Below are 13,904 nucleotides of genomic sequence, written 5' to 3' on the forward strand. Positions count from 1 at the left end.
TCATATTTACATAATAAATTTTGTATGCTATTAGAGCGTTTACTTAAGCGACCAGCACATTGAAGGCATGACGGATGAAAGGCATGCGCGGTTTGGTTTTTAATGAGATTGGATGAATGTATAGACAGATGGATGGAAAATAAATCTCTGATAGGAGATTGAACGCGTAGGACAGGCACTGGATTGTGTCTGTTTTTTGGCATTCTTTGATCCGTAGCGAGCCAAACGTTCCGCATATGGAACACCAACCTTTTACGTATTTTTGCCCGGTGAAACCGTATGGTACCATGGATCATAGATCAATCGGTATCCGGGGGGCGTAATGCCGGGTAAGAAAAGAGGGATGACATGATGAAACAGGCTTATTGGTTAACAAACGTGACTGTGGAGCGGGGTTATGTTCGGGAGGGGGAACAGGTGACGGGGACACGGACAAGCCCCGCTCATCTGCGGATTAAAGATGGAGTGATCGCGGAGATTGTGGAAGGAAACAACCCGCTGTCTAGCGATCTACCACAAGTAGATAGCAAGGGACTTCTGCTGTTACCTTCGTTCGAGGAGGCACATATTCATCTGGATAAAACCTACTACGATGGGCCGTGGACAGCCGTTAAACGTATCTCCAGTATTTTCGAACGTATTGAAGAAGAGAAGGTTCTGTTGCCCAAGCTGCTACCAGATGCCAAGCGTCAAGCGGAGAGTATTCTGACCTTGATTCAGGGGTACGGCTCCACTCATGTACGTAGTCATTGCAATATTGAACCCGTCAGTGGCTTGAAAAGACTGGAAGCGACGCGGCAGGCTCTGGAATCATTTTCGGGCAAAATCTCTTCGGAGATCGTGGCTTTCCCGCAGCATGGACTGCTTCGCTCCCATTCAGTGGAGCTTATGGGCCAAGCGATGAAGGAAGGTGCAACGCATGTGGGCGGACTTGATCCTCATACGGTGGACGAACAGATTGAGAAATCACTGAACGCCATGGTTGAACTGGCTGTTCAGCACCAGGCGGGCATCGATATTCATCTGCATGATGGCGGGCAGGCCGGCAAACAAACGCTGCTGGAACTCGCAAATCTGACCGAAGCAGCAGGGCTTCAGGGTAAAGTTACGGTAAGTCATGCGTTCTGGTTCGCCCGCGCAGAGCACCAGGAAGCAGAAGACATGGCGCAGCGAATGGCCTCGCTTGGGATGAGCATTGCTTCCACGGTGCCTATTGGCAGAACTATGATGCCTCTTCCCATGCTCCACCGTATGGGTGTGAACGTGAAGCTGGCCACAGACAGCCTGACGGATCATTGGTCTCCTTTTGGCAATGGGGATCTGCTTGAGAAAGCGGGGCGCTTTGCAGAACTGTATGGATACAGTGACGAACTGTCCTTGTCTCAATCTTTGGCATGGGTAACAGGCGGTATTACACCGCTGGATTCACAAGGGGAACAAGTCTGGCCGAAGGTAGGCGACACCGCGAGTTTTGTATTGGTGCATGCGAGTTGTTCGGCGGAAGCCGTTGCGCGGCGATCTGCGCGGCAGGCCGTATGGTACAAGGGGCAATTGGTCAGCGGATCAACAGCGGATTGAGGAAAATAGAGCGGGTGCAGCCACGGGAAACCGTGGTTTTTTGGCATGGGAGAAAAAGAGGAAAGAACTGTTCGCATATACCACATTTTGGGTTATGATGGACGTAGTTAATGAAGGGAGTAATTCAAATGAAGATTGAGTATGCAACGGAAGCTGACTATGACTATATCATTGAAAGAGATCGGCATATCCATCAGCCACTTGTGAAAACGAAGATTAGTGAGAAAGAAATATTCATCCTATGGGACGAGGGAACAAGAGTTGGATGGATGAGGTACGGGTACTTTTGGGACAACCTTCCCTTCATGAATATGATCTGGATTGATGAACCCTATCGAAACGGCGGACATGGCAAAAAAGTGGTGCATCACTGGGAAAATCTAATGAAGCAACAAGGCTTTGATACGGTGATGACTTCAACGCAATCAGACGAACATGCCCAACATTTCTATCGAAAGCTGGGGTATGTTGATGCAGGGGCTCTGTTGCTGGATACACAACCTTTGGAGATTATATTGATCAAGAAAATTTAGTGAGTTAGCTGCAAGGAGAGATGATTGTGGATATAGAGCAAGTGACGTTACAACCCATAACCAAAGAAAATGAACTCGAGTGCATCCACCTTAAACCACGGGAAGATCAGATAGATCTGGTCGCAAGCAATGCGGATTCATTGATTCATGCAACGAAGGAGATTACGTCCAAGCCATACGGTATTTTGGCAGATGATCAAATGGTCGGTTTTATTTTATTTGATAACGAGATCTACAATGATGGGTATTACTGGATTCTGCGCTTCATGATTGATGAGAAGTACCAGGGGAAGGGTTACGGCAAACTTGCTATTCAAGAAGTGGTTCGTATGTTGCAAGAGAGAAGTGACTGCCAGCAAATCAGGGTATCCCATGTTCCACATAACATTGCGGCAAATGTGCTGTACAAGCGTTGCGGGTTTCAAGAAACGGGAGAGTTTGAAGACAATGGTGATATCATTTTAAGTTATCAAGTGAGGTAACAGGGAGGGGGAGCTTGATGATAAGAGAGGCAGAAGCTAGAGATGCAGCGGTTATCGAAAGGTTATATAAAGAATTATTGCCGAACAACTTAAACACGAAGGTACTGGCAGAACGGATTGAAGAGGTTCGGAATAACCCAACAGTTTCTTGTTTGTGTATGAAATGTGTGATCAGGTGATCGGCACGGCTCATTTACATATTTGTCTGGATGCTTTGGTGGAAAATAGACCATTCGGCGTAGTTGAGCGGGTTATCATTACGGAACATGTGCAGAGCAAGGGATATGGATCTGAATTGATGAAACATTTAGAGCATGTATGTGAGCAGAAAAATTGTGTGAAGGTGTTTCTTACGAGCGGATCATCCAGAAACGAAGCACATCACTTTTATACGAAATTGGGGTACAACGGAGAATCCAGCAAGGCATTTAAAAAGTATTTATAACTTATAACATTTATCAAGGAAAAGGAAGTAGAAGCAAAGAAATGAAAGATAACAAACATCCGGTTCAAGATGTCCGACTCATCGTTACCTTGCTCGTGGCTACTTTATGTTGTCTAGGTGTTGTGATGTATTTACGTGCTCAAACAGATACGAATATGTATCGATTTTTAAGTTGGGACATGTTCCTGGCATGGGTACCATTCATCATCTCATCCTGCATTAGATACATATTCAATAAGAAATTAACCACAACGAGCATGATATGTATGGGGCTGATGTGTGGAGTATGGCTCTTTTTTCTGCCCAATGCGGCCTACCTTTTTACGGAGATTCTGCATTCATTCAGATATTTTGATGCTCAAGGGGAGGTTAGATTTTGGGTTAATATTGATTTTTGGTATGGACTCACCCTGACGTTTGCCGTAGCGATCATCGGATTGCTGCTCTCGACTTGTTCGATCATTCATATCCATGGAATGTTAAACAAATTAATAAATAGGTACATTAGTATGATGGTTGTCGGTGTTATTTTGCTATTGAGCAGTGTAGGAGTCTACATTGGTAGATTTAATCGGTGGAATTCGTGGGATATATTAACCCGACCTGGGAAGATTTTCGTGGATCTAATGAATGATTTTAATGCAGCGAACAGCATAATGGTTGAGTTTGTCGCCATTGTATTTACGGTTCAACTTTTTGGATACGTTATTTTATCTTTGCTAACAGCAGGGTCTAGCAGTTCATCTTCATTGGAAAGGGCAAAGGATCTGAAATTATGAAGGCGATAACGCAGAAAATTACGGAAGAATTGTTGGCTGTGATGTATGTTCAAGAATACAGAAACAGGGCAGACATTAGAGGTTTTCCTTGGTCATCCAGCGGATGTGGGCAACATGGATCCCTACTTTTTTTACAATTTTATAAAAACAACGCCAGAGCTTGCATACCTGACTTCGTATTTCGAGAATCCGTTTAAGGATATGTTGGATTTCTTCGAACGTATGGAGGAACAGCATGTGTTAATTCATGTTTACGGGGTGGCGTATAGAAAAATGATTTGATTGCTTTCCATTTAATTAGAATTGAGGAGGAATTACGTATGAGTTTAACTAAGTGGTCTACAGATATTCTTCAATATGATCTGTCGGATGAATATTCGATTCGCAAAGCTGATTTTGCCGAATGGGGATTATATTGCACGGTTTATTATGATATGCGTTATGTCGGATTTTTCAGGGAAGAAGAGTTCAGTTCTCCCAAGATCAGTGCGTACTGGATTTACAAGGGGGAAAGCAAAATAGGTGGCGTGAGAATGGAGCCTAATCAGATGTATCATTTGTTTTTTGTCCCGCCATTCCAGCAGTGTTTTGAGGTATTGAAACTTCTGAAGCATAAATTATTACAGTGGTCGGATCGCACCAAACGTATTCTGACCTTTGAGATTCTTCCAGACCAAGTCGATCTATATGCAAGAGCTGGATTCTGGCCAGTGGAGTTCAGATGTCGCTGGATGCAGCGGCCTACGGATCATTTTGAAATCGAATGGGACAGCAGGGTAACCGTGAAGAGTCCAGAGATTATTGAAAGTGAAACCGGCAATAGAAAATATGTGAATGAAGATGAAATTGCTCAATGTGACCTGGAGAGTTTTGCAGGAAGTCTTGAAGCTACACGAAGAAATAAAACCTCCCTTGCAGATTTTATACCAAGCGATGATCCTAATTATACCAATGAAATTCTGACTCAAGCCTCCACGCTTGTATATGACAAGGAAACGGGACAGCTTATTGCAAATTGTCGCTTGTGCTTGCAAGATAATCAGGCTGCTGTGTATAGCATAGGTGTTCGTCCGGCCTATAGAGGAAGAGGGCTTGCTACACTGATGTTACAGAGAGCATTAAATGAACTTAAAGGTAAGTATCCCGTGCTGCGATTGTATGTGATGCAAGGAAATGATGCGGAGTCCGTGTATCTGAATCTGGGCTTTAATTCCGGGTGTGCAGGAGATTCAGACGATGTATATTCCTGAGGATGAATCACAATGAAGGTTGCCATCTTAACCGATATTCATGGGAATGTTCCTGCGCTTCAAGCGGTATTGGTTGATATCGATTCCAGAGGAGACATTGAGCATACATTTTGTTTGGGAGATATGATCGGTATTGGCCCGTACTCCAATGAAGTGATCGAGATGTTGTACAGCCGTGAAAATATGATAGCGATTTCGGGGAATCACGAAGAGGCCGTATTGAGTTTGCTTCAAAATAAGGGTCCATTAAAAGGGCACAAAGGCATGGCGGAGCATCACGAATGGATTGGTCGGCATTTGAGTGCAGAATCGATCAAGAAAATTCAAGCTCTACCGAAATTCGTTGAAAAAGAGGTAGAAGGACATCGGTTCCTTTTGACTCACTATCATATGAACAACGACAAGTTGGATGTCATTGATAAAGAACCATCCGGGACCAAATTGGATGCAAGATATCAGGGGACGGCCCATGATTTGGTTTGTTTTGGTCATTACCATATTCTTCATTATTATAAGACAGATCAAAGAGTATATATGAATCCGGGCGCTCTAGGCTGTAACGATCTTGCCATAGCTAGATATGGCATCGTGGATCTCCAAGAGGGCAAAGTGGACGTGAAATTCATTGGCGTTCCATATGACAACATGGAGTATCTGAAATCGTATGAACGGTTGAACGTTCCGGATCGGGCTTTTATTTTGAAGGCATTCCATGGGAATCAGTTGGAGAGAGAGGATAGTGAACGTTCGTAGCAATGTGCTGCTACTTTGGAAAGGAGAGATGTACTTGGGAATGATCATTATGTTGGTGGTGTATCTGTTCCTCGGTATTTATGTTGTGAAAGTTGGAATAGATAACTCAAAAAATAGCCAGCACACCAAAGAGATATTATCAGAGTTAAGGGAAATTAAGGACCTGTTGAAAGAGCAAAGGTAAAGATTGATTAGGCTTGTGCTTCAAAATTAGCTGAGGAGCAGCATTTTCCGATGACTCCCTCTCCTGTAGGTCAGGAAAGGGAGATTCTTGTGCAGCTAGCCACTTTAACCCAATACACGAATAACAATATCCTGATCATGGTTACCAAAACCGGCACCATAGATCGTTAATCCTCCTACGTTGGGGCTTTCCTCGTCAACTGTGAAGCGAAGCGTCCAGAACGGTTCGCTAAGCTTAATATCCGCGAGAGTAACGTCTGACATCCGCTCACCATCCATATAGGTACCGTAGGCATCAATACGAATAGTCTTCAACAATCCATACTGATTCACATTGCGATGCCACCATTCTGGCGTATATTTGCCGCGTGCTGCTCTGCCAAAGTCGGCAGGGCTTGTCCACGTTCCAAGTGAAATGCCATTGAAGGTGAAACGAATATCCGAAGGCCAATGATCTCGCAATCCCGGAGCTTCAGACGCCAGTTCCATCGAAATTTCAATAGCATCGGTTGTCTGATCCGGTAGTACAAAGTTAGGTGTTTTATATTCAACATAGCCCTTCCCAAACCACAGGATAGCGGCGTGTACCCGCTCGGGATCAAGGAAGTAACGTGGATCATCCCATACGCCGATTTCTTTCTCAAGTGTTCCTAGCCCACAGGTAGGGTGGATATCAAAAGCAGTGTAGTGTCCAACGGCTATCGTCTGTTCTCTGGTTCGTGAAGTTTGGCTTGCGGATGGCAGCTCGATCTCAATCTGATTTTGCTTGAGGTAACATAATTTGTGCGTCCCTCCGTTGATCCGAACTCGTCTGCTCCCAATTAGACCCGCATCCTCCAGTTTGCGAATATGCATCGTGACAATAGAGGGGCTAAGCTCTAAGGCTGCGGCAATATCCTTCACATTCATTTCGCGATCTGCAATCATATCCATGATTCTCCATCTGACTTCGCTTGCAAGCGCCTCATATAAAGGAAGGAACTGGGGCTCTCCATTTGCTTTGATCATCTGTACAACTCCCTACCCTCAATCTTCTAAAATCACATATATATTAATTTAATAAAATTAGCTCCAAGATGCAATCCATATTCATTGCATGTTTATGCCCGATGGTGTTTAATTTTTGTAGTTGTTACGAAATTGAATTCTTATATATATGAATTTTATAATAAGAGATGGAGTGGAGTAATGAAATACAATAACCCTGTTGTAAAAGGTTTTTATCCAGACCCTAGTGTGATTAAGGTGCACGATACCTACTATATGGTGTGTAGTTCTTTTCAATATTTTCCGTGCGTACCGCTCTTTGAAAGCAAGGATCTGCTGAATTGGAAGCAGATTGGTCACTGCCTGACTCGTAAAAGCCAGATTCAGCTCGAGACGGTGAACAGCTCCGGGGGTGTATTTGCCCCAACCATCAGGCATAATGACGGGCGTTTTTATATGGTCACAACGAATGATACGACGCATCAAAATTTCTATGTCTGGACGGATAATATCTACGGAGAATGGTCTGAGCCTATCTATGTGGATCAAGGCGGAATTGATCCCGATTTGTATTTTGAAGATGGAAAGACCTTGTTTATGAGTAACGGGGTGGATGATAATGGCGTTGGTGGAATTGTCCAGTGCGAGCTTGAAATTGAAACTGGCCGCAAACTGACCCCAAGTTGTTCGATATGGAACGGAACAGGTGGACGATATCTGGAAAGTCCGCATCTCTATAAAATGAACGGTTATTATTACCTGCTTGCAGCTGAAGGCGGCACCGAATATGGTCATATGGTTACGTATGCTCGGGGCACTTCTACTTGGGGACCGTTCGAAGCCTATGCGCACAATCCAGTTCTGACCAACCGCAATCTGGGAGGTTATGAGTTGCAGGGAGTAGGGCATGGTGATCTGGTTCAGGATGATCGGGGGAACTGGTGGCTCTTTCACCTGGGATTCCGACAGATTGGCAGATGGGCTACGTACCATCATTTGGGCCGAGAAGTATTTCTGACTCCAATTACGTTTGGTGAAGATGGATGGTTTACAGCTGGGCATGAAGGCACAACACTGACGAGTTTTGAGACCAATCGTATCCCGGATACGGTGGTCCAGCAGGATAAGAAGAATTATACGTTTGAAAATACAGACTGGAACCTCGACTGGTGTTACCTTCGTCATCCAAATAAAGAGCATTATCAGCTTGAATCAGATAAGCTTACGCTAACAGGAACCGATGTAACGCTGGACGTTCCGGCATCCCCAACGTTCATCGGGTTACGTCAAAAAGACTTTAATGCAACAATTACAGTTGATGTCAGTGTAACGAATGGAGAAGCCGGTATCACGATCTACATGGATGAGAATCATCATTATGAATTGGCTATTGGTGGACAGCAGGACGGTTATAAGGTGATCGAGCGTCTAAATATCGGTGATATCAAATCAATAGAACATGAAGTGGATCTGGGAAATAAACAGCATGCAACGCTGTTGATCCGCTCAAGCCAAGAACGCTACAGTTTCCTGTTTCAAGCAGATGGTGAAGAGATTCTGCTGGGCACGGCACAGACGAGATACCTATCCTCGGAGGTGGCAGGAGGTTTTACAGGCGTACTTATTGGGTTATACGCGAGCGGGCAAGATACTTCAGCTGAGTTCACAAATTTCAAGTGTGAATATCAATGAGAAGTTAAGGGGAGGGCCTAAGGGTCCTTCTCTTTTTTTAAATTTGTGTCAAAATATAGATATATTAATAGAGGCCAGTAGAGATTTAACTTGGAAAAAGCTCCTGTTATCTATATGGCATCACTAAATAATCTACATGTAACAAAAGGGTAAAAGAACGTGTTATTTAATTATATAGCTTGATTGGATAACCAAGGAGGAGTTGTATGGAGGATCAATGGAGTATTGCAAAGTATGATCCGAAATGGCGTGATTTGTTTCTCGAAACGGGTTCGAAATTAAGAGAAGCGTTAGGAGAAAAGGCCGTACGGATTGATCATGTTGGGTCCACTTCAATTGTGGGAATAGACGCCAAACCCATCATAGATATACAAATATCAGTTTCTAATCATGAGAATCTGTTGGACTACAAACGTGAGATCGAAACAGTCGGATTTGTATTCAGAGCAGAAAATCCGGATAAGACTAAACGTTACTTTCGTGAAGAACCCGGAAGCAGAAGGATACATATACACGTTAGACAGGCAGGCAGTTTCTCCGAACAGATGACCTTGCTGTTCAGAGACTATTTAAGGGAGCACCCAGAAGATTGTTTGAACTATGCGGAAGAAAAGCACAGACTCATGTCATTGTATAAAGATCAGCGTCCCAAATATGTTGAAGGAAAAGGACCAATGGTGTGGAGCATATTACAGAGAGCACATCGTTGGTCTCAAGAAATCGGATGGCAGCCGGCAAAATCTGACGCATGAGCACATCCAATGAATAGAGATAACTGTATTGGAGTGATGAGATGAACATGGGAAGAAAGCTGATGACAACCGTTCTAACCATCATTTGTTTTACTTTGGCTGCAAGTCTCATATCGATGAATGAAACCTACAGTTTTGATTTTTACATTCTTATTTATCCGATATACGCGACTCCCTTGATCCTGTTGATCGGGCTACCTTTATCGATATTGCTAGACTATCTGCTCAGCCGAATACAATTCCCTAATCATGTGTTGTATCTAAGTACGAGGATATTAGGCTATGCATGTGCTGGAGTTTTGGGCATGTACATCTATTATCTGGTCATGGGCGCAGGAGAAGCAATCTTGAATTTCAAAGAGACGTTAGTTCTGACCTTATTTGGCGTTCTTGCCGCTATCCTATTTGTACTGATCGATATGGGATTGGAAGTTTTGTTAAAGGTACGAAGAAGAAAGAGTTGAATTAAATTGATTTGTTAGGAGGAAAGCAAGATGACAACGCATTGTGCACTTCTAATTATTGACGTACAGGTAGCGATGTTTGATGAAGCAGATCCCGTATATCAAGGGGAACGATTGCTTCAAAAGATCCAGGTGTTAATTGCCAGGGCCCGTGAAGCAGAGCATTCCATCATATATATCCAACACTGCGAAGGGCCAGGCAGTCCACTGGAACGAGGAACACTGGGGTGGGCCATTCATCCGTCCATCACACCGATTGCTGGTGACCTCGTTATCGAAAAAGAGACACCGGATTCGTTTCACAAAACCAATCTGCATCTGAAATTGCAAGAAGATGGCGTGACGGAGTTGATTCTCGCGGGTATGCAGACTGAGGTATGTGTAGACACGACTTGCCGCAGAGCGTTCAGTCTGGGATACACGGTCAATCTGGTCCAAGATGCGCACAGCACATGGAATTCAAAGACACTTAAAGCGGAGCAGATTATTGCACATCATAATACGGTACTGAGATTGTTTGCCAACGTGGTGGATACGGAGAATGCGCTGTAATGCTAGGAAAACGTAGGCGATTCTGGTTTTTCATAGGTGCGGCAATCATGTTTTTGTATTTTCTAATCACGAGTAACTCAGATCCAAATAAGCCGATTTCAAGAAATCAAGTGATAAGCACAGAGATGAGCATAGTCGTGTACACCAGGACAGGCGACGGTGGAGCACACGTTAGCATTGACAATGTTACGTTAAGTAAAGAAGACATTAGCCGTATAGTCGGCTGGCTGAATGCAGCCCCGGAATCAGCCAAAATACCAGTAGATGATGTCACAGGAAGCATTAGTGCAGGAATTGCTTTGAGATTAAAGCATAACGCTGAAATTACAATTCAATACAATCGGAAACAGATTATTGTATCCAGAAAAAGCAGATTTAATAGAGATTCGAAATATATACTTGATCAAAAGGACTTAAGAGACTTTATGGATCAAAAGTTGGAAGGGACATATTTTGGTGAAGATACCGTTAGTGTTGAATAAGGGGGAAATGTATTGACAATTAACAAAAGAATAATGAATCTATCAGCCTGGCTTGCTGTATTAGCCATCCTATGTATTCCTGGAACTTTACATACTGAAGATGGACCGCTCCGAACAGAGTATGGTTTCCCGCTCCGATTTTTTACGGATTATCATTATGCTAATTCTGAGGGAACTATCTGGTTTATATCTGGTATCTATTTAAATGTACTTCTATATTTGTTCAATGTCCTGTTTATTTATGCAGGAATTCATGTAATCTTCTATATAAAAAAGAAATTAACTAAATAAATTGAACTGAATATTTACACGAAACGGAGAGGACAGAAAAAACCTGAAGAAGCGAAGTGTTCGCCTTTATCCCCGGAGTTTCCCATTATAAAATGAATCAAAAAAATCTGGGGATAACAGCGATCGGAAGGTTGTTCTGTCATCGGAGTGGTAAGTGTAAATATTCAATAGTTTAATTTATTTAGAATATAAAGATGGAGTGATTACGATGAAACAACTTCCAGTAGAATGGAAGTCAGACCGACTTATTGTCTCGAATGTGGAAGAATCCGATATTCCTGAACTCGAGTCCATATATGAGACCAGTCGGTACTTGCATCAATGGGATGGACAAGAGCATGATCGGAACTATGTGAAAGAATGTTTTGAAGAAGGCCACCTTCCGCCGGGAGGCAGGCTGGAGAATTATCGAATTCAATCCATTCGCACGAATGAAGATGACCGCTATATTGGTTTGTTAAGTGTATACCATGGGTATCCCTCCGAGGATTCGATCTATCTCGAATTCCTATATATCCAGAGCGAGATCCAGAAGCAGGGATATGGACAAGAATTAATTCAGGCACTGACTCTTCACTTTTCTGAGCTTGGTTACAAGGGAATTCGAATTAACGTGGCACTCAAAAATTGGCCTGCTTTACGCTTCTGGATCAAATCCGGATTCAATCAGATTAGCGGAATTTATGGTGATCTTGAACATTCGGAGGATACCTTTGCCAATACAGAATTGATCAAATCTCTATGAAAAACATCGATAAAGGGGAATATACCAATGGAAACATTCTTTCGTTATAACTGGATGGTGCGTGAGCAATGGTATGTATGGTGTGAAGATGTACCGCTTGAAGAATTGCTTCGGCCTCGCACGGGCGGAGTAGGCAACATATTACAAACATTATTTCATATCATTGATGTAGAGTGGAGCTGGCTTCAGTTGCTTCAGGGCAAACCGGATGATGCGGAAGATTTTGCAAACTACCAGAATCTTGAAGCGGTGAGGCGACTCGATCGCAAGTTACGACCTGATGTGGAGGCATTTGTTACAGCATGGGACTCGAGTATGGAAAAAAGAGCTTTTATTGATCATCGCTCAGCTGGCAAGGCCAGTACAGATTCATGGGGAGAAGTTATGCGACATATGATCGCCCATGAGATTCACCATATGGGACAGCTGTCGGTATGGGCCAGAGAATTGGGCAAACAGCCAGTATCCGCCAATGTCATTGGCAAAGGCCTGATTATACCTGACTAACAGGGAGAGAGCGGCATGACATGAATGAACGGAGGAGAAGTGATGATTCATTGCAGGAGAGCTACGATTCAGGATGGCGAAGTGATGAGCCAATTATCCCATCAACTGGGTTATGTCAGCACAACTGAAGAAATCAAGGAGAGACTAACTCGCCTCTCTTCCTTACCAGACCATTATGTATGTGTGGCTGAGATTGATTCGAGGGTCGTAGGCTGGGGCCATGTACAGGGAAGACATGTCATTGAGAGTCCATCTTTTGCCGAGATTGGTGGACTAGTTGTGGATGGGAATCATCAAGGGATGGGGATTGGTAAGATAATCATGAGCGAATGCGAGGAATGGGCTCGGGTTAACGGCTTTGATAACATTCGGGTACGTTGTAACGGAAAAAGGGAATCTGCACATCGGTTTTATATAGCTATCGGATATGAAGAGAAGAAATGGCAGAAGGTATTTGATAAACGATTATAATCTAATCTTGTGTATCATGGAAGGAGGAGAACGATGACGATTCAACTTAGCCAGATGAATTGGATAGAACTGGATGAACGTATCCAGCAGGTGATTGAACAGGAGTATCAGATCATTCCCTTGCCACCTGGACTGGAAGCAAGTGTGATGAGAATCGAAATGGATGATCAGCGGTATGTATTGAAAGTTTGGGACAAGGATTCTAAACCGGATATCGCCAAACAATATCGACTATTGTCCAAGCTTTATCAAAGTGGAATTCGTGTTTCCAAACCCTACGGTTGGGGATTAGACGAGCAAGAGAATCAAGTGCTGTTAACGAGCTATGATGGAGAGCGGATTACCCAATTAACACAAACCAAACTGACACATTTGGCTGAGCGATTAATGGAGGTCCATCGTTATCCGGTGAATGAAGTGGGTACTGGAGAAGATGAAGAATACATATTCAGGTACGATTTTGTTCAATACTTTTTTCCTCAAATTGAGTTGCATGACGATATAAATGATCTTCTGGCAAACTTGATCCAGCAGGTCCAGATCAGACAGGATCGCTTGATTCATGGCGATTATAATCTGGGAAACATTCTTGAAATGGACGACCATTACACCATGATCGATTGGACTAATGGGCAATATGGTGATCCAAGGTACGATATGGCATGGTCTGTGTTTCTGATCACCATCTATAATGGGGAAAGTTACGGTGAGATGTATCACGCTCAATTTGCACGTTCTGCAAGTTATACGTACACGCTGGAAGAGGAGCAGGTTTTTGAAGCTGTAGCTTGTCTTCGCTGGATTCTGTTAAAGCGCGTTGGGGATGTACCCATGGGGCCAGATGTAATGGAAAGGGTTCACAGCATGGCTGTCCATAATCCGTATTTGAATGAACACCTGCTGTAATCGTAATACGGGGATACACAATGACGACAGTATACAATTGAGTAATAGAAAG

General features: G+C 43.4%; 17 protein-coding genes. 16 read left to right on the forward strand and 1 reads right to left on the reverse strand.

The features are described 5' to 3' along the window. Positions 1 to 351: 351 nt before the first annotated feature. The 7 genes from QF041_RS28060 to QF041_RS28090 all read left to right on the forward strand — a co-directional run bounded on the left by QF041_RS28060 (position 352) and on the right by QF041_RS28090 (position 5,820). Entirely contained in the window at positions 352 to 1,578 is a 1,227-nt protein-coding gene (locus QF041_RS28060) for an amidohydrolase (protein WP_307417067.1), read from the forward strand. 128 nt (positions 1,579 to 1,706) lie between these two features. Further along, the gene (locus QF041_RS28065) at positions 1,707 to 2,111 is read left to right on the forward strand and encodes a GNAT family N-acetyltransferase (protein ID WP_307416446.1); all 405 of its coding nucleotides are present in this window, start codon (positions 1,707 to 1,709) and stop codon (positions 2,109 to 2,111) included. A 26-nt stretch (positions 2,112 to 2,137) separates the two neighbouring features. Beyond that, positions 2,138 to 2,593, forward strand: coding sequence for a GNAT family N-acetyltransferase (locus tag QF041_RS28070; protein ID WP_307416447.1), 456 nt, complete (start codon positions 2,138 to 2,140; stop codon positions 2,591 to 2,593). Between the two features lie 163 nt (positions 2,594 to 2,756). Then, positions 2,757 to 3,038, forward strand: a complete 282-nt coding sequence (locus QF041_RS28075; RefSeq protein ID WP_307417068.1) for a GNAT family N-acetyltransferase — start codon at positions 2,757 to 2,759, stop codon at positions 3,036 to 3,038. 41 nt (positions 3,039 to 3,079) lie between these two features. Next, entirely contained in the window at positions 3,080 to 3,817 is a 738-nt protein-coding gene (locus QF041_RS28080; protein ID WP_307416448.1) for a DUF1361 domain-containing protein, read from the forward strand. A gap of 320 nt (positions 3,818 to 4,137) precedes the next feature. Continuing rightward, a complete protein-coding gene (locus QF041_RS28085; RefSeq protein ID WP_307416449.1) occupies positions 4,138 to 5,067 on the forward strand; it encodes a GNAT family N-acetyltransferase in 930 nt (309 codons plus the stop codon). Between the two features lie 12 nt (positions 5,068 to 5,079). Further along, a complete protein-coding gene (locus QF041_RS28090) occupies positions 5,080 to 5,820 on the forward strand; it encodes a metallophosphoesterase family protein (protein ID WP_307416450.1) in 741 nt (246 codons plus the stop codon). 288 nt (positions 5,821 to 6,108) lie between these two features. Here the strand turns inward: QF041_RS28090 and QF041_RS28095 are convergent, their stop codons facing one another. Further along, positions 6,109 to 7,011, reverse strand: coding sequence for an ArsR/SmtB family transcription factor (locus QF041_RS28095; RefSeq protein WP_307416451.1), 903 nt, complete (start codon positions 7,009 to 7,011; stop codon positions 6,109 to 6,111). Between the two features lie 180 nt (positions 7,012 to 7,191). On the opposite strand from QF041_RS28095, the gene QF041_RS28100 reads away from it, so the two are divergent. From QF041_RS28100 to QF041_RS28140, 9 genes are all read left to right on the forward strand, one after another. Continuing rightward, positions 7,192 to 8,682, forward strand: a complete 1,491-nt coding sequence (locus QF041_RS28100) for a glycoside hydrolase family 43 protein (RefSeq protein ID WP_307416452.1) — start codon at positions 7,192 to 7,194, stop codon at positions 8,680 to 8,682. A gap of 206 nt (positions 8,683 to 8,888) precedes the next feature. Continuing rightward, on the forward strand, positions 8,889 to 9,434 hold the full coding sequence (locus QF041_RS28105; protein ID WP_307416453.1) for a GrpB family protein: 546 nt from the start codon (positions 8,889 to 8,891) through the stop codon (positions 9,432 to 9,434). A gap of 41 nt (positions 9,435 to 9,475) precedes the next feature. Continuing rightward, complete coding sequence (locus QF041_RS28110) at positions 9,476 to 9,898, forward strand: hypothetical protein (protein WP_307416454.1); 423 nt, start codon at positions 9,476 to 9,478, stop codon at positions 9,896 to 9,898. A 30-nt stretch (positions 9,899 to 9,928) separates the two neighbouring features. After that, positions 9,929 to 10,450 (forward strand): cysteine hydrolase family protein, encoded by a 522-nt coding sequence (locus QF041_RS28115; protein WP_307416455.1) that lies wholly within the window; start codon positions 9,929 to 9,931, stop codon positions 10,448 to 10,450. Continuing rightward, on the forward strand, positions 10,450 to 10,932 hold the full coding sequence (locus QF041_RS28120; RefSeq protein ID WP_307416457.1) for a hypothetical protein: 483 nt from the start codon (positions 10,450 to 10,452) through the stop codon (positions 10,930 to 10,932). Before QF041_RS28115 ends, QF041_RS28120 begins: the two co-directional genes overlap by 1 nt. A 499-nt stretch (positions 10,933 to 11,431) precedes the next feature. Next, on the forward strand, positions 11,432 to 11,968 hold the full coding sequence (locus QF041_RS28125) for a GNAT family N-acetyltransferase (protein ID WP_307416458.1): 537 nt from the start codon (positions 11,432 to 11,434) through the stop codon (positions 11,966 to 11,968). 27 nt (positions 11,969 to 11,995) lie between these two features. Next, positions 11,996 to 12,475 carry a DinB family protein gene (locus tag QF041_RS28130; protein WP_307416460.1) on the forward strand — a complete coding sequence of 160 codons (480 nt, stop codon included), beginning with the start codon at positions 11,996 to 11,998 and terminating at the stop codon, positions 12,473 to 12,475. A 42-nt stretch (positions 12,476 to 12,517) separates the two neighbouring features. Continuing rightward, complete coding sequence (locus QF041_RS28135) at positions 12,518 to 12,946, forward strand: GNAT family N-acetyltransferase (RefSeq protein ID WP_307416461.1); 429 nt, start codon at positions 12,518 to 12,520, stop codon at positions 12,944 to 12,946. A gap of 33 nt (positions 12,947 to 12,979) precedes the next feature. Beyond that, the gene (locus tag QF041_RS28140; protein WP_307416462.1) at positions 12,980 to 13,852 is read left to right on the forward strand and encodes an aminoglycoside phosphotransferase family protein; all 873 of its coding nucleotides are present in this window, start codon (positions 12,980 to 12,982) and stop codon (positions 13,850 to 13,852) included. Positions 13,853 to 13,904: the final 52 nt, after the last annotated feature.

It is taken from the genome of Paenibacillus sp. W2I17 (assembly GCF_030815985.1).
Classification (GTDB): Bacteria; Bacillota; Bacilli; order Paenibacillales; family Paenibacillaceae; genus Paenibacillus.